Source organism: Variovorax sp. 770b2 (assembly GCF_900115685.1).
Taxonomy (GTDB): Bacteria; Pseudomonadota; Gammaproteobacteria; order Burkholderiales; family Burkholderiaceae_C; genus Variovorax.
The window spans coordinates 2,851,569-2,868,670 of record NZ_FOXJ01000001.1; the positions used below are offsets into that span (position 1 = coordinate 2,851,569).

General features: G+C 66.1%; 15 protein-coding genes. 8 read left to right on the top strand and 7 right to left on the bottom strand.

The window, feature by feature from the left end:
- Positions 1-27: 27 nt before the first annotated feature.
- The 3 genes from BM133_RS13190 to pncB are packed head-to-tail and all read right to left on the bottom strand — an operon-like array spanning position 28 to position 3,685.
- Entirely contained in the window at positions 28-1,014 is a 987-nt protein-coding gene (locus tag BM133_RS13190; protein ID WP_093434268.1) for a 2-hydroxyacid dehydrogenase, read from the bottom strand.
- An 11-nt stretch (positions 1,015-1,025) separates the two neighbouring features.
- Positions 1,026-2,438 (bottom strand): sodium:proton antiporter, encoded by a 1,413-nt coding sequence (locus BM133_RS13195; protein ID WP_093434269.1) that lies wholly within the window; start codon positions 2,436-2,438, stop codon positions 1,026-1,028.
- Between the two features lie 26 nt (positions 2,439-2,464).
- Positions 2,465-3,685, bottom strand: a complete 1,221-nt coding sequence (gene pncB / locus BM133_RS13200) for a nicotinate phosphoribosyltransferase (protein ID WP_093434271.1) — start codon at positions 3,683-3,685, stop codon at positions 2,465-2,467.
- Between the two features lie 181 nt (positions 3,686-3,866).
- Here pncB and BM133_RS13205 point away from each other — a divergent pair, with 181 nt between their 5' ends.
- Together BM133_RS13205 and BM133_RS13210 are read left to right on the top strand one after the other, a co-directional pair.
- Complete coding sequence (locus tag BM133_RS13205; RefSeq protein ID WP_093434272.1) at positions 3,867-4,100, top strand: CsbD family protein; 234 nt, start codon at positions 3,867-3,869, stop codon at positions 4,098-4,100.
- A 69-nt stretch (positions 4,101-4,169) separates the two neighbouring features.
- Positions 4,170-4,577 (top strand): hypothetical protein, encoded by a 408-nt coding sequence (locus BM133_RS13210; protein WP_093434274.1) that lies wholly within the window; start codon positions 4,170-4,172, stop codon positions 4,575-4,577.
- 84 nt (positions 4,578-4,661) lie between these two features.
- Here BM133_RS13210 and BM133_RS13215 read toward each other — a convergent pair whose 3' ends face one another.
- Both BM133_RS13215 and BM133_RS13220 read right to left on the bottom strand, forming a co-directional pair.
- Positions 4,662-5,108 carry an acyl-CoA thioesterase gene (locus tag BM133_RS13215; protein ID WP_093434275.1) on the bottom strand — a complete coding sequence of 149 codons (447 nt, stop codon included), beginning with the start codon at positions 5,106-5,108 and terminating at the stop codon, positions 4,662-4,664.
- A complete protein-coding gene (locus tag BM133_RS13220) occupies positions 5,105-6,031 on the bottom strand; it encodes a histone deacetylase family protein (RefSeq protein ID WP_177224792.1) in 927 nt (308 codons plus the stop codon). The genes BM133_RS13215 and BM133_RS13220 overlap by 4 nt, the downstream gene beginning before the upstream one ends.
- A gap of 178 nt (positions 6,032-6,209) precedes the next feature.
- On the opposite strand from BM133_RS13220, the gene BM133_RS13225 reads away from it, so the two are divergent.
- Positions 6,210-6,761, top strand: coding sequence for a phasin family protein (locus tag BM133_RS13225; RefSeq protein WP_093434278.1), 552 nt, complete (start codon positions 6,210-6,212; stop codon positions 6,759-6,761).
- 131 nt (positions 6,762-6,892) lie between these two features.
- Positions 6,893-7,651: a 3-hydroxyacyl-CoA dehydrogenase gene (locus BM133_RS13230; RefSeq protein ID WP_093434280.1), complete on the top strand. Its 759-nt coding sequence runs from the start codon at positions 6,893-6,895 to the stop codon at positions 7,649-7,651.
- Here the strand turns inward: BM133_RS13230 and BM133_RS13235 are convergent.
- Positions 7,599-8,561 carry a YihY/virulence factor BrkB family protein gene (locus BM133_RS13235; protein ID WP_093434281.1) on the bottom strand — a complete coding sequence of 321 codons (963 nt, stop codon included), beginning with the start codon at positions 8,559-8,561 and terminating at the stop codon, positions 7,599-7,601. The genes BM133_RS13230 and BM133_RS13235 overlap by 53 nt on opposite strands.
- Positions 8,562-8,647: 86 nt before the next feature.
- Between BM133_RS13235 and dnaG the strand changes: the two genes are divergently transcribed.
- Together dnaG and rpoD are read left to right on the top strand one after the other, a co-directional pair.
- Positions 8,648-10,639, top strand: a complete 1,992-nt coding sequence (gene dnaG / locus BM133_RS13240) for a DNA primase (RefSeq protein WP_093435310.1) — start codon at positions 8,648-8,650, stop codon at positions 10,637-10,639.
- 299 nt (positions 10,640-10,938) lie between these two features.
- Positions 10,939-13,275 (top strand): RNA polymerase sigma factor RpoD, encoded by a 2,337-nt coding sequence (rpoD, locus tag BM133_RS13245; protein WP_093434283.1) that lies wholly within the window; start codon positions 10,939-10,941, stop codon positions 13,273-13,275.
- 98 nt (positions 13,276-13,373) lie between these two features.
- Here rpoD and BM133_RS13250 read toward each other — a convergent pair whose 3' ends face one another.
- Positions 13,374-14,549 carry a hypothetical protein gene (locus tag BM133_RS13250; protein ID WP_093434284.1) on the bottom strand — a complete coding sequence of 392 codons (1,176 nt, stop codon included), beginning with the start codon at positions 14,547-14,549 and terminating at the stop codon, positions 13,374-13,376.
- Between the two features lie 149 nt (positions 14,550-14,698).
- Between BM133_RS13250 and BM133_RS13255 the strand changes: the two genes are divergently transcribed.
- Both BM133_RS13255 and BM133_RS13260 read left to right on the top strand, forming a co-directional pair.
- Positions 14,699-15,934 (top strand): multidrug effflux MFS transporter, encoded by a 1,236-nt coding sequence (locus BM133_RS13255; RefSeq protein WP_093434286.1) that lies wholly within the window; start codon positions 14,699-14,701, stop codon positions 15,932-15,934.
- 13 nt (positions 15,935-15,947) lie between these two features.
- The gene (locus tag BM133_RS13260) at positions 15,948-17,090 is read left to right on the top strand and encodes an HPP family protein (RefSeq protein WP_093434287.1); all 1,143 of its coding nucleotides are present in this window, start codon (positions 15,948-15,950) and stop codon (positions 17,088-17,090) included.
- Positions 17,091-17,102 lie beyond the last annotated feature (12 nt).

Consider the following 17,102-nt stretch of genomic DNA (forward strand, 5'->3'; position numbering starts at 1 on the left):
GTCGCTGCCTCGCCGCTCGTCGTTGGCTTATTTGCCGGCCGGTGGAACGGGCGTGACGGGCGAGAGCGGCCCCTTGCCGCTGAAGTACGCGATGAGGTTGTCGGCCGCGAGATCGGCCATCGCGCGGCGCGTGGGCACGGTGGCGCTCGCGATGTGCGGCGTGAGCACCACGTTGGGCACGGTCAAGAGGTCGGGGTGGACCTTGGGCTCGCCCTCGAACACATCGAGGCCCGCCGCCGCGATGCGCTTCTCGCGCAGCGCCACGGCCAGCGCCGCGTCGTCCACGATGCCGCCGCGCGCGATGTTCACCAGCGTGGCGGTCGGCTTCATCAGCGCGATCTCCGCGGCGCCGATGGTGTGGTGCGAAGCGGGCGAGTAAGGCACGACCAGCACGACGTGATCGGCGGTCTTGAGCAGCTCTTCCTTGCTCACGTAGCTGGCCTTGCAGTCGGCTTCGAGCGTTGCGTCGAGGCGCGAGCGGTTGTGATAGATCACCTTCATGCCGAAGCCGTGCGCGCCGCGCCTGGCAATGCCCTGCCCGATGCGGCCCATGCCGATGATGCCGAGCGTGGCGCCGTGGATGTCGGAGCCCGCGAACATGTCGTAGCTCCACTTCTCCCACTTGCCGGCCCGCAGGAAATGCTCGCTCTCGGTGATGCGGCGCGCGGTCGCCATGAGCAGCGCGAAGCCGAAGTCGGCGGTGGTCTCGGTCAGCACGTCGGGCGCGTTGGTGCCGAGCACGCCGTGCGCGGCCATCGCATCGACATCGAAGTTGTTGTAGCCCACGGCCATGTTGGCGCAGATCTTCAGGTCGGGATTCGCGTCGAGCACGGCCGCATCGATGCGCTCGCTGCCGGTGGTGAAGGCGCCCTGCTTGCCCTTGAGCCTGGCGATCAGCTGGTCCTTGCTCCAGCTCTCGTCGGACTGGTTCGACTCGACCTCGAAATGCTGCGACAGGCGTTCGATGGTCTCGGGAAAAATCGCGCGCGCGACCAGGATCTTGGGCTTGCTCATGATGTGTGCACTCAGCGGAAAAAGATGAAGGTGGAAATGACGAACAGCGGAACCAGGATGGCCACGGACCACGCCATGTAGCCGAAGAAGCTGGGCATGCGCACGCCGCGGCTCTCGGCGATGGCCTTGACCATGAGGTTCGGCGCGTTGCCGATGTAGGTGTTGGCGCCCATGAAGACGGCGCCGGCCGAGATGGCGGCGAGCGTGCTCGCGTAGGTGGTCATGAGCGCCACCGGATCGCCGCCCGCGGTGTTGAAGAACACGAGGTAGGTCGGCGCGTTGTCCAGGAACGAGCTCAGCACGCCGGTGGCCCAGAAGTACATCGCGGGGTCGGGCTGGCCGTCGGCGCGCGTCACGGCCGAGACGATGGCGCCGAACGGGCCTTGCGTGCCGGCCTTGAGCATCGCGATCACCGGGATGATGGTGAGGAAGATGCCCGCGAAGAGCTTGGCCACCTCGGCCATCGGCTCCCATTCGAACTGGTTGTCGGCGTGCACCTTGGGCGCGGTGAGCTTGTAGGAGACCAGTGCGATCAGCAGCAGCCCCACGTCGCGCACGAGCCCCGGCAGGCCGACCTCGGTGCCGAACACGTCGAACTTCACCGGCGATTTCCAGAAGCCGCTGAGCAGCACCAGCGCGACCACGCCGCCCAGCAGCCAGAAGTTGGCGGCGCCGTCGAAGCCGATGCGCGGCGTGTCGGGGGTCGGGTCGACCGGCAGCACGCCTTCCTTGCGGTAGTAGTGGCGGTCGATGGCATAGAACAGCGCCAGCAGCACACCCACGATGAACAGTGTGTCGGGCAGGATGTTCTGCATCGTCCAGAAGAAGCTCACGCCCTTGAGGAAGCCCAGAAACAGCGGCGGATCGCCCAATGGCGTGAGCGAGCCGCCCGCGTTGGAGACGATGAAGATGAAGAACACGATCACATGCACCTTGTGCACGCGGTTGTCGTTCGCCCGGATCAGCGGGCGGATCAGCAGCATCGAGGCCCCCGTGGTGCCCATGACGCTCGCGAGCACCGCACCGATCGCCAGGATCGCGGTGTTGAGCCCCGGCGCCCCATGCAAGTTACCGCGGATGTGGATGCCCCCCGCCACGGTGAAGAGCGCCGTGAGCAGGATGATGAACGGGATGTACTCGGCCACCAGCGCATGCACCAGCTGCGTGCCCGCGAGCCCCGCGCCGTAGGTGGCGGCAAAGGGCAGCAGGAAGGCCAGCGCCCAGGCGGCGGAAATCTTGCCGTAGTGGTGGTGCCAGAAGGCCGGCGCGAGCAGCGGCAAGAGCGCGATCGACAGCAGGATGCCGGCGAACGGCACGCCCCAGAGCGGGGAGAGCACGGCGCCGTCGAAATCGGCGGCGCGGGCCAGGGCTGGAAAGAGCATGGGCAGCGCTGCCGTTGCGGTCAGTCGGAGTGTCTTTTTCATGGGTGCCGTACCGTACCAGACCGAGGTCAGGCGGCCGGCTGCTCGATCTCGAACACCTGGCGCAGGTAGGCCAGGTATTTTTCGTCCTCGCACATGTTCTTGGAGGGCGTGTCCGACAGCTTGGCCACCGGCTGTCCGTTGCAGTGGATCATCTTGATGACGATCTGCAGCGGCTCGTAGCCCAGGTCGTTGGTGAGGTTGGTGCCGATGCCGAAGGCCAGTTGGCAGCGGCCGCGGAACTGCTGGTAGAGCTCGATGGTGCGCGGCACCGTGAGGCCGTCGCTGAAGATCAGCGTCTTGGTGAGCGGATCGACCCGGTTCGCCAGGTAGTGCGCCAGCATGCGCTCGCCCCACTGGAACGGATCGCCGCTGTCGTGGCGGGCGCCGTCGAAGAGCTTGCAGAAATACAGGTCGAAGTCGCGAAGGAACGCGCTCATGCCATACACGTCGGACAGCGCGATGCCCAGGTCGCCGCGGTATTCGCGCGCCCAGCTCTCGAAGCCGAAGATCTGGCTGTCGCGCAGCCGCGGGCCGAGCGCCTGGCAGGCCTGCAGGTATTCGTGCGCCATGGTGCCCAGCGGGATCAGGCCCAGTTTCATGGCGTACAGCACGTTGCTGGTGCCCGCCAGTTGCGGCAGCCGCGCGCCGGGCTTGGCTTGCATCGGCGGCGGCGTGACGGCACCCAGGCGCGAGTTCAGGGTGCGCAGCACCTCTTCGTGCCAGTCCTTGGAGAAGCGGCGGCGCGTGCCGTAGTCGGCGATCTTCAGGTCCGCGAGGCCGGCGTCCTGCAGCTGGGCGATCTTGGTCTCCAGGCGGCGGCGGCCTTCCTCGATGTCGGGCTTCTTCTGCGTGTTGCGGAAGTAGACCTCGTTGACGATGGCCAGCACCGGGATCTCGAACAGGATGGTGTGCAGCCACGGCCCCTGGATGCGGATCTCGAGCTCGCCCGAGGGCTGGGGAATGATGTTGATGTACTTCTCGTTGAGCCTGAAGAGCCCGAGGAAGTCGACGAAGTCGCTCTTGATGAAGCGCATGGACCGCAGGTAGGCCAGCTCGGCATCGCGGAACTGCAGCGAACAGAGGCTGCGCACCTCGTCTCGGATCTGGCCCGCGAACTGCGCCAGGTCGACGCCGGGGTTGCGGCACTTGAAGCGGTACTCGACCCGGGCGCCCGGGAAGTGATGCAGGACGACCTGCATCATCGTGAACTTGTAGAGGTCGGTGTCGAGCAGGCTGTGGATGATCATGGTCGTCGTCGGTGCGCGGTGTCTCAAACTTTTCGGCGTCCGCTCGATTATCACGGGCAGCGTCGGCCTCTGCCTACGGGGGCTGCCCAGCACGTCCTACCGGCAGGGCGAATCCATCACGGGACATTGATTTCACGGCGGCGATACGGCCCGCCGAATCAACCTCTCAAGGAGATTCGCAATGAACAAGGACACCATCGAAGGCAACTGGAAACAGCTCAAGGGCAAGGCCAAGGAGCAATGGGGCAAGTTGACCGACGACGACTTCGACGTCATCGCCGGCAAGCGCGACCAACTGCTCGGCCGCATCCAGGAACGCCACGGCATCAGCCGCGATGAAGCCGAGAAACAGGTCAAGGACTGGGAATCGCGCGACGGCCGTTCGCCGGATGCGCTCTGGTTCGAAAAGTACTGACCCGGGCCGATCGCCTGGACACCCGCTCACCTCCTATCAGCATTTCAACAACCTCGAAGGAAAACTCCAATGAAAAAACACCTGCTCATGCTCGCTCTCGCTTCCACCTGTTTCGTCGCCACGCAAGCCAGCGCGATGACCGGTGACGAACACAAGGTCGCGAAGGAAAAGATCGAGGCCGATTACAAGGTCGCCAAGACCCAGTGCGACACGATGAAGGACAACGCCAAGGACGTCTGCCAGAAGGAAGCCAAGGGCAAGGAAGACGTGGCCAAGGCCGAACTGGAGCAGCAGTACAAGCCCAGCGACAGCAACGCACGCAAGGTTGCCGAGGAAAAGGTGAAGGCCACCTATGAAGTCGCGAAGGAAAAGTGCGACGACCAGAACGGCGCCGCCAAGGATGCCTGCCAGAAGCAGGCCAAGGCTGACGAAGCCCAGGGCAAGGCCGAAGTCAAGGCCATGAAGAAGGCCATGTAAGGCACTGCGGCCCGGTCGGTCGATCGGCCGTACGACAAAAGACAACGGCGCCCTCGGGCGCCGTTTTTTTGCGGCTTTCGTGAATCAGGCCTTCAGTTCGTCGACCACGCGCTGGAGCGCGTCGGGCAAGGGCACCGGCCGCTGCGTCTCGCGGTCCACGTAGACGTGCACGAAGTGGCCTTGCGCGGCCGCGGTGTCGACGCCTTCGGCGAACAGCGCGATTTCATAGCGCACGCTGGAGCGCCCTGCCTGGGCGACGCGGATGCCTGCCTCGACCGTCTGGGGGAACGCGATCGGCGCGAAGTAGTTGCACTGGGTCTCGACCACGAAGCCGATGGTCCGGCCCTGGTGGATGTCGAGCGCGCCGCGTTCGATGAGGAGAGCATTCACCGCCGTATCGAACCAGCTGTAGTAGACGACGTTGTTGACGTGGCCGTACATGTCGTTGTCGGCCCAGCGCGTCGGGATGCTGCGGAACGCGCGATAACTGCTGCGGGAATTCGGCGTGGGTTTGGCGGCGGAGGAGCTCATCGCGCGGCATTCTGCCAGCGGCGCCAGTAGTCGAAGGCCACGCGGAAGGTGCCCAGTTGCACCTGCACGGTCTCCGCGATGTCGCTGGCGTAGCCGCCGGCCATGGCGAAGGCCACGGGGATGCGACGCTGCCAGGTCCAGTCGAACACGCGGCGGTCTCGCGCCTCCAGGCCGTCGAAGCTGAGTTTCAGGCGGCCGAGGCGGTCGCGCTCGAAGGGGTCGGCTCCGGCAAGGTAGATCACGAGGCCGGGGGAGAAGCGGCGATCGAGTTCATCCAGGGCGTGTTCCAGCGCGGTGAGGTAGTCGGCGTCGCCGCAGCCGTCGGGCAGCTCGACGTCCAGGTCACTGGCCTCCTTGCGGAACGGAAAATTCTTCTGGCCGTGCAGGGAAAGCGTGAAGACGCTCGGGTCGTTGCGAAAGATGCTGGCAGTGCCATTGCCCTGGTGCACGTCGAGGTCGACCACCGCGACCTTGAGTTGCCGGCCGCTGCGGCCGTGCTCCGCCTGCATCAGCCGGGCAGCCACGGCCGCGTCGTTGAAGACGCAGAATCCGCCGCCCTTGTCGGCATACGCGTGGTGCGTGCCGCCGGCCATGTTCGCCGCGATGCCGCCGGCGAATGCAGCGCGACAGGCCGCGATGGTCGCGCCGGTGGAGCGGCGCGAGCGCTCGACCATCGCCTCGCTCCAGGGGAAACCGATCTCGCGCATCGCCTGCGGGCTCACGCTGCCGTCGCTGATGGCGGCGATCCACTGCGGGGTGTGGGCCAGTGCGAGTTCGCCATCGCTGGCGCGGGGAGCCTGGTCCATCTCGACGGCGGGCAGGTGCTCCTCGAGGCGGTCGCGCAGCAAGGCGTAGCGCGACATGGGAAAGCGATGCCCCGGCGGCAGGGGCAACACGAACTGGCCGGAATAGAAGGCGCGCATGTCCGGCATTCTGCGATGCGGGCCCGTTTTAGAAAGCGGCCTCTAGATTGCTGCACAGCAGCAAAAACCCCTTGATCGCAAAACTCAGCTGCCTATACTTGAGGCCATGCTGCACCGCAACAAAGACGACGAGGCGCAGCGCAACGTGAATCGACCACCATCCTTCTGGAGATCCCAAATGGCCCTGACCGCTGACCAAATCCTCGCCGCCCAAAAAGCAAACCTCGAAACTCTGTTCGGCCTGACCACCAAGGCTTTCGAAGGCGTCGAGAAGCTCGTCGAACTGAACGTGACCGCTTCGAAGGCTGCCCTGGCCGAAGCCGCCGGCACCGCCCAAGCCGCCCTGAACGTCAAGGACGCGCAAGAACTGCTGACGCTGCAAGCCAGCCTGTTCCAGCCCCTGGCCGAAAAGACCGCCGCCTACAGCCGTCACCTGTACGACATCGCCCAAGGCACCGGCGCCGAATTCTCCAAGGCTTTCGAAGCCAAGGCTGCTGAAGCCCAGCAAACCTTCGTCGGCCTGGTCGACAGCGCTTCCAAGAACGCACCCGCCGGTTCGGAAACCGCCGTTGCCGTGCTCAAGAGCGCAGTGGCTGCCGCCAACAACGCATTCGAATCGGTCCAGAAGGCTGTCAAGCAAGCCTCCGACGTCGCCGAAGCCAATTTCAACGCCGTGTCGACGCAAGCCGTCGCCGCCGCCAAGACGGCCACCGCTTCGCGCAAGCGCTAAGCACCGACCACCACCAGTTGTCTCCTTGGGTCCTCACGGATCCAATTCAGGGGCCTCATCTTCGGATGAGGCCTTTTTTTTGGCCTGCCAGGCGTCTTCGATAATGCCGGTCTCATTTCAGGAGACTCTCCATGCAGATCGACGGCAAGGTTTTTATCGTGACGGGGGGCGCTTCGGGCCTCGGCGAAGGCGCGGCGCGCATGCTGGCCGCCAACGGCGGCAAGGTGGTGATCGCCGACATGCAGGCTGAAAAGGGCGAGGCCGTCGCCAAGGAAATCGGCGGCGTGTTCGTCAAGTGCGACGTGAGCCAGGAAGCCGACGGCCAGGCGGTCGTTGCCGCAGCAACCAAGCTCGGCAAGCTGGTCGGCCTGGTCAACTGCGCAGGCATCGCGCCGGCCGAGAAGACCGTGGGCAAGAACGGCCCGCACGCGCTGGCCGTGTTCAGCAAGACCGTCACGGTCAACCTGATCGGCAGCTTCAACATGATTCGCCTCGCGGCCGACGCGATGAGCAAGAACGAGCCCGAAGCCACCGGCGAACGCGGCGTGCTGATCTCCACCGCCTCGGTCGCGGCCTACGACGGCCAGATCGGCCAGGCCGCCTACAGTGCCTCCAAGGGCGGCGTGGTCGGCATGACCCTGCCCATCGCCCGCGACCTGGCGCGCAACGGCATCCGCAACATGACCATCGCCCCCGGCATCTTCGGCACGCCCATGCTCTTCGGCATGCCGCAGGAGGTGCAGGACGCGCTGGCCGCCAGCGTTCCCTTCCCGTCCCGCCTGGGTACGCCCGAGGACTACGCCAAGCTTGCCAAGCACATCATCGAGAACGACATGCTCAACGGCGAGGTGATTCGTCTGGACGGAGCGATTCGACTCCCCCCGCGCTGACACCTGTCGCACCGGACTCGGCAGGCGGCATCGCCGTGCTGCCGGTGCGGTCCAGCCGCTCGTACTGGGCGATCACCTGCGCGCCCAGCAGCACGAGCGTGGCGGCGATCTCCAGGCTCAGCAGCACCACGATCGCCGTGGTGAGCGAGCCGTAGACCACGTTGACCTGCGACAGCGTCGAGAAGTACCAGATCAGCACCCGGCGCGTCGCCTCCCACAGCAGCGCGGCGGTCACGCCGCCCAGCAGCGCGTGGCGCAGCGACATCCGGCCGGCCGGCATCACGAGGTAGAGCGAGGTCAGCATGAAGATCTCCCCACCCAGCCCCAGCAGGTAGAGCAACAGGCCCGAAATGCCCGAAAGCGACCAGCTGCGCCCCAGGAGGTCGACGCTTTCCTGCCCCACCAGCTGCAAGGCGCCCGACACCAGCGTGACCAGCAGCAACCCCACGCACAGGCACAGGATGTAGACGTACGGCATGGCCACCGAGACCAGGAAATGGCGCTTGTGGTCGGCCTTGCGGTGGTGAAAGATCACCGCCATCGCGCTCTCCAGGATGCTGAAGGCCAGCGAGCTGAAGAAGATCATCGTCACCAGCAGCACCGGCCCCATCACGTCGCGGTGGTCGAGAAAGCTCGACAGCTCGGCCACGATCGCCTTCGATTGCCCCGGCAGCAGCCATTCGAGATACCGGCCGATGGTGCGCAGCAGCTCCGCCTGGTCGATGAAATGCGAGATCGCGATCACGCTCACGATCAGGAGCGGCACGATGGACAGCAGCGCGTAGTACGCCACCGCCCCCGCGAGCAGCAGCCCCTGGTTGGCGCGAAAGGCCTTCAGCGCGTCCCAGATGAATCGGAGCGGGTGCCGCAGCAGCGGCGCGGCGTGTTGCAATGGGTTGGGCGTCGTCATGCGTTGGGAATCCGGGATCGCATTCAGTATGCCGTCCCGCCACCGGAGGCCGGCCGCTTGCGTATGATTTGCCGCTCTTCGCCTACATGACCATCCCCGCTTCATTCATCCAGGAACTCATCGCGCGCGCCGATGTGGTCGAGATCGTCGGCCGCTATGTGCAACTCAAGAAGGCCGGCGCCAATTTCATGGGGCTGTGCCCCTTCCACGGTGAGAAATCCCCCTCTTTTTCCGTCAGCCCGACCAAGCAGTTCTATCACTGCTTCGGCTGCGGGATGCATGGCAACGCCATCGGCTTTCTCATGGAGCACGCGGGCATGGGCTTCGTCGAAGCGGTGCACGACCTGGCCGGCCAATACGGCCTGCAGGTGCCCGAGGACGACGCCTCCCCCGCCGAGCGCGCCCGCGCCGCCAGCCAGCGCCAGAAGCAGGCCACGCTGACCGACGTGCTCGAGAAGGCCGGCGATTCGTACCGCAAGTCGCTGCGGCAGGCGCCCGGCGCCATCGAATACCTCAAGGGCCGGGGCGTCTCCGGCGAAGTGGCCAAGCAGTTCGGCATCGGCTATGCGCCCGCGGGCTGGCGCGCGCTGGCCAGCGTGTTCCCCGATTACGACGATCCGCTGCTCGCCGAGAGCGGCCTGGTGATCGTCAACACCGAGGACGGCCAGCTCGAGGCGAGCGAAGCCAAGCGCTACGACCGCTTCCGCGACCGCGTGATGTTCCCCATCCGCAACGTCAAGGGCGAGTGCATCGGCTTCGGCGGGCGCGTGCTCGGCGACGAAAAGCCCAAGTACCTGAACTCGCCCGAAACGCCCGTGTTCAGCAAGGGCCGCGAGCTCTACGGCCTCTACGAGGCGCGCGCCGCCTTCCGCGACCGCGGCTATGCGCTGGTCACCGAGGGCTACATGGACGTGGTCGCCCTCGCCCAGCTCGGCTTTCCGAACGCGGTGGCCACGCTCGGCACCGCCTGCACGACGGAGCATGTGCAGAAGCTCTTCCGCTTCACCGAATCGGTGGTCTTCAGCTTCGACGGCGACGCCGCCGGCCGCCGCGCCGCGCGCAAGGCCCTGGACGGCGCCCTGCCCTATGCCACCGATGTGCGCAGCATCAAATTCCTGTTCCTGCCGGCCGAGCACGACCCCGACAGCTTCATCCGCGAACACGGCGCCGAGGCCTTCGCCCGCTTCGTGACCGAGGCCACGCCGCTGTCGCGCTTCATGCTCGAGGCCGCCCGCGAAGGCTGCGACCTGACCACCGCCGAAGGCCGCGCCCACATGACCAGCAACGTGCGCCCGCTCTGGAGCGCGATGCCCGATGGCGCCCTCAAGCGGCAACTGCTGAGCGAGATCGCCACGCTGGTGCAGCTCGATGCAGCGGCCCTTTCGGACCTCTGGGCCTCCACGCCCGGTCCGCGCAAAGTGGCCGCCCCGCCTTCACCGCGCTACAGCGAATCCAGCGGCGACGGCGGGGACTATCCGGACATGCCGCCGCCCATGGAATACGAAGCGCCGCGCTATGAAACCGATAGCAAGCCGCGCAAATTCGTCAAGGGCAAGCGCTGGGGCGGCAAGTTCGAAGAGCCCATCGAGCCCTTGCGCGGACGCGGCAAGCCCCCGAGCCGGCCCGACGTGGCGGTGCGGCTGCTGCTCTCGAACATGGCGCAGTGGGATGCGCTTTCGCACGAACTCCATCTCATGCTGTGCGACCTGCCCGGCACGCACGGAGCGCTCTTCACCTGGCTCGACAGCCAGTTGCACGAGCACGGCGTGCAACCCTGGGCGGCGCTGCGCGAAGGCATGCGGGGGCTGGATTTCGAGGCGCTGGCCGAGCGCCTCATGAACATCGCCGACGCTGCCCAGGTCCCCGAGGGCGAGGAAGAACAGCATCTTTCCGACGCCGCCAAGGAGCTTTCCAGTGTGCTCGACTTCATGCTGGACGACCGCCTCAAGGCCCAGCAGAGCGAGGCCATCGCCGCGGTCGGAAAAGACCCGAAAGCCCTGGAGCGCTACAAGGCGCTCGAGGCGCGGCGGTTGGAATTGCGCAACCGCCTGAGTCCGCGCGGCTCAGAAACTGCTTGAAATTTGTGCAGTACGCTATAATGTAGGGCTTCGCAACTGGCGAAATCAGACAAGAGCGACAGCAGCACCTCCGGGCCGACCCCTAGCGCAACGCACTCCAACGGTAAATTCCGGCGGAAAGGGTCAATAACCGCAAGGACTGCACACCAAATGTTCGCCCGACATCTTGTCTGCTGAGGAATTAATTCCTCTTTCCCAATTGTTTTATGTCCGTGCCTGTGCGCGGGCCGTGGTGGCGCTGCCTGAATGGCAGTGCGCCTGTGATTTCCGCTTGTCCATTCTTGTCGTAACGAGGTCGTATGCCCAGTTCAAAGAAGCCTGCTATTTCACTCGCTAAAAGCGTCGCCAAAAAGCCTGTCGCAGAGAAACCGTTGAAAGCCGGCAAGACGCCGGCATCTAAGACGGGTGCCGCCGCGTCCAAATCGGCGCCCGCAACGAAAGTGAAAACCGTGCCCACGAAAACGACCACCCTCGACGATCCCAAGAAAGTCGCCGCTCCCGCTGCCAAGAAAGTCGGCCGCCCGCCCAAGGCCGCCGGTGCTGCCGCACCTGCCACCGGCGCCAAGCGCGGCCGCAAGCCCAAGGCCGGCAACGACGCCCCCGAGAGCGACGTCGACCTGTCGGACATCGAGGAAGACTTGGCCGGCGACGAGCCGGCGGTCGCCACGACCACCGAAGAAAAGGTCAAGCCGCTGCGCATGAAGATCAGCAAGGCGAAGGAACGCGCCTTGATGAAGGAGTTCGGCCTGGACGAGACCGTGCTCTCCGAAGAAGATCTGGCCAAGCGCCGCTCGCGCCTGAAGACCCTGATCACGCTGGGCAAGACCCGCGGCTACCTCACGCACGGCGAAATCTCCGACCACTTGCCCGACAAGCTGGTCGACGCCGAGACCATGGAAGTCGTGGTCACCATGTTGAACGACATGGGCGTGGCGGTGTACGAGCAGACGCCCGACGCCGAAACCCTGCTCTTGAACAACACCGCGCCCACCGCCACCACGGTGGAAGAAGCCGAGGAAGAAGCCGAAGCTGCGCTCTCCACGGTGGACAGCGAATTCGGCCGCACCACCGACCCGGTCCGCATGTACATGCGCGAAATGGGCACGGTCGAGCTGCTGACGCGCGAAGGCGAAATCGAAATCGCCAAGCGCATCGAAGGCGGCCTGATGGCCATGATGGAGGCCATCTCGGCCTCCCCCGCCACCATCGCCGAGATCCTGCGCCTGGCCGCTGAAATCCGCGAAGGCAAGGTCGTCATCTCCACCATCGTGGACGGCTTCTCGAACCCCAACGAGGCCGACGACTACGTGGCCGAGGAAGACTTCGACGAATTCGACGAGGAAGACGACGACGACGGCAAGGGCGGCTCCAAGGCCCTCACCAAGAAGCTGGAGGAACTCAAGCGCGACGCGCTCGAGCGTTTCGACCGCATCGCCGGCATGTTCGAGAAGGTCCACAAGATCTACGACAAGGAAGGCTACGGCACGCCCGCGTACGTCAAGGCCCAGGAGTCCCTGTCCGAAGAGCTGATGACCATCCGCTTCACGGCCAAGACCATCGAGAAGCTGTGCGACCTGGTGCGCACGCAGGTGGACGACGTTCGCAAGAAGGAACGCGAACTGCGCCGCATCATCGTGGACAAGTGCGGCTTCCCGCAGGACGAGTTCATCCGCGACTTCAGCGGCTACGACAAGAACGGCAACCGCATCGCCTCGAACCTCTTGAACCTGAAGTGGGTCGAGAAGCAGGCCGCTGCCGGCAAGCCCTGGAGCGCCGTGCTCGCGCGCAACATTCCGCCGGTGCAGGAACTGCAGCAGCGCCTGACCGACATCCAGTCGCGCGTGGTGGTGCCGCTCACGCAGCTGAAGGACATCAACAAGCGCATGAACGAAGGCGAATCGTCTTCGCGCGATGCCAAGAAGGAAATGATCGAGGCCAACCTGCGTCTCGTGATCTCCATCGCCAAGAAGTACACCAACCGCGGCCTGCAGTTCCTCGACTTGATCCAGGAAGGCAACATCGGCCTGATGAAGGCGGTGGACAAGTTCGAATACCGTCGCGGCTACAAATTCTCGACGTATGCGACGTGGTGGATTCGCCAGGCGATCACCCGCTCGATCGCCGACCAGGCGCGCACCATCCGCATCCCGGTGCACATGATCGAGACGATCAACAAGATGAACCGCATCTCGCGCCAGCATCTGCAGGAGTTCGGCTTCGAGCCCGACGCCGGCATCCTGGCCGCCAAGATGGAGATCCCGGAAGACAAGATCCGCAAGATCATGAAGATCGCGAAAGAGCCGATCTCGATGGAAACCCCCATCGGCGACGACGACGATTCGCACCTGGGCGACTTCATCGAGGACAGCAGCAACACGGCGCCCATCGAGGCCGCGATGCAGGCGGGTCTTCGCGACGTGGTCAAGGACATCCTCGACTCGCTCACGCCGCGCGAAGCCAAGGTGCTGCGCATGCGCTTCGGCATCGAGATGTCGACGGACCACACGCTGGAAGAAGTCGGCAAGCAGTTCGACGTGACCCGTGAGCGCATCCGCCAGATCGAAGCCAAGGCGCTGCGCAAGCTCAAGCACCCGTCGCGTTCGGACAAGCTGCGCAGCTTCATCGACACGCTCTGAGCCAGGGGCTCCGTCCGGCACCGGTGCCGGACAGGCTCGAAAAAGGCCCGGAACCGCACTCGCGGTTCCGGGCCTTTTTCTTTGGCCAATGCGCCGTTTCAGAGCGCCGCGAGCCCCTCCACCAGCGCTTCTCGGTCCAGCTTGCGCTGCTCGCCGCGCGACCACGAGAAGATGTCGTAGCCGTTGCTGTAGAGCACCGCGCCGTCGGGTGCGAGATCGAAGTGCGCCACATGCGAGGCGACCACGCGCGGGCTCGCGCGGCGGCCTTCCTGCGCGATCAGCTGCCACGAGCCGGGCACCAGGTTGCCCGCGTACTGCGGGTCGTCGCGCACCTTCGACAGCTCGATCATCCGGCCGTGCAGCCACAGCTTGCCCAGGTCCTGGTCGAGCTCGGGCGTGCGCGGGCCGCCGGCCGAGCGCAGCGGCTCCTTGCCGTAGATCATCGAGAAGAAATTGAGATAGCCGAAGACCGCCTTGCCCAGGCGCAGCGGCATCATCAGCGTGTCCTTGATTGCGCCGCCGGCGCGCTCGTGCGCCGGCTTTTCCACCGGCCGGCGGATCGCGTAGAGCGTGCCGTCGGCCGCGATGCGCGGGACGATGTAGTCCCATTCGGGGTCGTCGAGCAGGCTGTCCATCTCGGCGCTCTTGTAGTCGAGCCAGTTCACCGTCGAATGCGCCATCGCGACGACGACGCCGCTCTCGGGATGCCGCGCCACGCCGCACGACTGGTAGACCAGCGTCGAGGCCGAGCCCGGCATCGCGGCCGGCGCGGCGTCCAGGCTGTCGCCGCCGGTGATCGCGCCCTTGGCGTTGCCCTCTTCGTCGAACACCTCCAGCTGCGCGGTGCCGTCAGGTTGTCCCACGGCCAGTACCAGGTGGCGGGTCTCGGGCACGTAGGCCATGCCCAGGATCGGCGTGTGCTGGCGGTGGAAGAGCCGGATCTCGCGCTTCTCATCCAACTCGTAGCGGAACAGGCCGATGCTGCGCCCCACGCTCAGCACGTAATAGATGGTGCGCGGCCCGCCGCGGCAGACGTGCTGGAAGCGCGCCGGCGCCATCGCGCCGCCCGGCCCGCCACGGCCCCAGAGCGCCGCGCCCGAGAGCATGCCCTTGGACTCTTCGCGCTCGGCGTGCTTCCAGGAGGTGGTGCGGCGGCTGTTGGCCTCGCGCTGGATCAGTTCGCGCGCGAACGGCGATTCGATCTGCACCGGCGCGCCTTCGCCGCCGCGCAGCCACAGCTCTCCACGGGTGATCGACAGAAACTCCTGAGCCATTCCTCGTCCCTTCTTCTTCAGTGCATGCAGGCGCGCAGTTTAGTGGGCGGACAGCCTCGGCAACCGCCCGGGTGTCTGCTACGCTCGCACACTTTCGGTGCGCGCCCCTCGTGTGCCGTTCTTGCCGCTCTTCTTCCCCCATCCAAGCCATGAATCCCGACGCCGACAAACTCTGGCAGGCCCCGCGTTGGGCGCTGGCCGTCCTGCTGGCGGTGCTCGGCATGCTCGGGCCGTTCTCCATCGACACCTACATCCCGGCTTTCTCGGGCATCGCGCAATCCATCGGCGCCACGCCCGCCGAGATGCAGCAGACGCTCTCGGCCTACCTCTTCGGCTTCGCGTTCATGAACCTGTTCCACGGCGCGCTGTCGGACAGCTTCGGCCGCCGGCCCGTGGTGCTGTGGGGCCTTGCCGTATTCACCATCGCCTCGCTGGGCTGCGCGCTGTCGCAGAACATCACGCAGCTGGTGCTGTTCCGCGGGCTGCAGGGCCTGTCGACCGGTGCGGGCATCGTGGTCTCGCGCGCGGTGATCCGCGACATGTTCCCGCCCGCCGAGGCGCAGCGGGTGATGAGCCAGGTCACGATCTATTTCGGCGTGGCGCCGGCCATCGCGCCGATCATCGGCGGCTTCCTGTTCGTGCATGCGGGCTGGCACGCGGTGTTCTGGTTCCTGGTGGCGGTGGGCGTGGTGCTGTTCGTGGCCAACTACAAGCTGCTGCCCGAGACGCTGCATCCCTCGCACCGCCAGTCGTTCCACGTGCGGCACCTCCTGCGCGGCTACTGGGACCTGTGCTCGGACCCGCGCTTCCTGCTGCTTGCGCTCGCAAGCGGCGTGCCCTTCAACGGCATGTTCCTCTACGTGCTGGCCGCGCCCGCCTTCCTGGGCGACCACCTCGCGCTGCAGCCGCAGCAGTTCTTCTGGTTCTTCCTTCTGACCATCGGCGGCATCATGCTCGGCGCGCGCGCCAGCGGCCGCATGGCCGGCAAGGTGACGCCCAAGCGGCAGATCCGCGACGGCTTCCTCATCATGCTGGTGACTTCGGTGGTCAACGTGGTGGCCAATTTCTTCTTCGACGCGCACGTGGCCTGGGCGCTGTGGCCGCTGGCGGTGTTCGCCTTCGGCTGGGCGCTGATGGTGCCGGTGGTCACGCTGCTGGTGCTCGACCTGCACCCCGAGCGCCGCGGCATGGCCTCCTCGCTGCAGGCGGTGATCGGCTCGACGGCCAATGGCGTCGTTGCCGGCGCGATCGCGCCGCTGGTGATGCACTCCACGCTGGCGCTCGCCCTCACCTCCACGCTGATGCTGGGCATCGGCCTGGTCGCCTGGGTCTGGCTGCACGGCCGCTGGCCCGAGATCGGGCGCAGCCTCGCCCACGAAACCTGAAAGGAACGGCGCGATGCGGCTCTCCGCGGTCCTCGCCCATGCGCGCGCCTGGTTGCCGGGCCGCACCACCGTCGACATGCGCGAGCGCCTGCGCGCCGTGTGCGGCGCCGCCATCGGTCTCTTCGTCACCGCGGTGCTGTGCCGCTGGCTGGCCGGCCCACTTGCCGGCGTGTTGGGCAGCGCCGTCTGGCTGATCGCGCCGCTGGGCGCGAGCGCCGTGCTGGTGTTCGCGGTGCCCGCGAGCCCGCTCGCGCAGCCCTGGTCGGTGATCGGTGGCAACACGTTGTCGGCCGTGGTCGGCATCGCGAGCGTGAGCTTCATTCCCGATCCCGCCCTCGCCGCCGCCATCGCGGTGGCCGGCGCCATCGGCGTGATGTTCTTCGCGCGCTGCCTGCATCCACCGGGCGGCGCGGCGGCGCTGCTCGCGGTGCTCACGCACACCACGCATTTCTCGTCGGCGCTCTTTCCGTTCTTCACCAACTCGCTGCTGCTGGTGCTGGCCGGCGTGGTCTACAACTCGCTCACCGGTCGGCGCTATCCGCATGTGCAAGTGGCACAGCCGCCGCGCGCGGACGCCCGCTTCAGCCAGGCCGACATCGACGCGGTGCTCGCCCGCTACAACCAGGTGCTGGACATCAGCCGCGACGACCTCGAATCGCTGATCCAGCAGACCGAGCTCGAGTCGTACAAGCGGCGCCTGGGCACGCTCGACTGCGGCGACATCATGTCGCCCGACCCGGTGTCCGTGGAGTTCGGCACGCCCCTGCAGGAGGCCTGGGCGCTGATGCACGACAAGCGCATCAAGGCGCTGCCGGTGACCGACCGCACGCGCCGCGTGGTGGGCATCGTCACGCAGGCCGATTTCTTTCGCCAGCTCGACCTGCAGCACCACGAAGGCATCGCGGGGCGGCTGCGCGACCTGATCCGCGCCACGCGCACCGTGGTCTCGAACAAGCCCGAGGTGGTCGGCCAGATCATGACGCGCCAGGTGCGCGTGGCCAGCGCCGAGCGGCCCGTGGTCGATCTCGTGCCGCTTTTTTCCGAAGGCGGCCACCACCATATCCCCATCATCGATGGTGAAAAGCGCCTCACCGGCATGATCACCCAGTCCGATTTCGTACGCGCCCTCTACCGCGCCGTGCGGCCGGAGAACTGAAACCCTTTTTTC

Coding starts and splice junctions, on each gene's coding strand:
- BM133_RS13190 (WP_093434268.1), bottom strand. CDS start 1,014: ATGAGCAAGCCCAAGATCCTGGTCGCGCGCGCGATTTTTCCCGAGACC.
- BM133_RS13195 (WP_093434269.1), bottom strand. CDS start 2,438: ATGAAAAAGACACTCCGACTGACCGCAACGGCAGCGCTGCCCATGCTC.
- pncB (WP_093434271.1), bottom strand. CDS start 3,685: ATGATCATCCACAGCCTGCTCGACACCGACCTCTACAAGTTCACGATG.
- BM133_RS13205 (WP_093434272.1), top strand. CDS start 3,867: ATGAACAAGGACACCATCGAAGGCAACTGGAAACAGCTCAAGGGCAAG.
- BM133_RS13210 (WP_093434274.1), top strand. CDS start 4,170: ATGAAAAAACACCTGCTCATGCTCGCTCTCGCTTCCACCTGTTTCGTC.
- BM133_RS13215 (WP_093434275.1), bottom strand. CDS start 5,108: ATGAGCTCCTCCGCCGCCAAACCCACGCCGAATTCCCGCAGCAGTTAT.
- BM133_RS13220 (WP_177224792.1), bottom strand. CDS start 6,031: ATGCGCGCCTTCTATTCCGGCCAGTTCGTGTTGCCCCTGCCGCCGGGG.
- BM133_RS13225 (WP_093434278.1), top strand. CDS start 6,210: ATGGCCCTGACCGCTGACCAAATCCTCGCCGCCCAAAAAGCAAACCTC.
- BM133_RS13230 (WP_093434280.1), top strand. CDS start 6,893: ATGCAGATCGACGGCAAGGTTTTTATCGTGACGGGGGGCGCTTCGGGC.
- BM133_RS13235 (WP_093434281.1), bottom strand. CDS start 8,561: ATGACGACGCCCAACCCATTGCAACACGCCGCGCCGCTGCTGCGGCAC.
- dnaG (WP_093435310.1), top strand. CDS start 8,648: ATGACCATCCCCGCTTCATTCATCCAGGAACTCATCGCGCGCGCCGAT.
- rpoD (WP_093434283.1), top strand. CDS start 10,939: ATGCCCAGTTCAAAGAAGCCTGCTATTTCACTCGCTAAAAGCGTCGCC.
- BM133_RS13250 (WP_093434284.1), bottom strand. CDS start 14,549: ATGGCTCAGGAGTTTCTGTCGATCACCCGTGGAGAGCTGTGGCTGCGC.
- BM133_RS13255 (WP_093434286.1), top strand. CDS start 14,699: ATGAATCCCGACGCCGACAAACTCTGGCAGGCCCCGCGTTGGGCGCTG.
- BM133_RS13260 (WP_093434287.1), top strand. CDS start 15,948: ATGCGGCTCTCCGCGGTCCTCGCCCATGCGCGCGCCTGGTTGCCGGGC.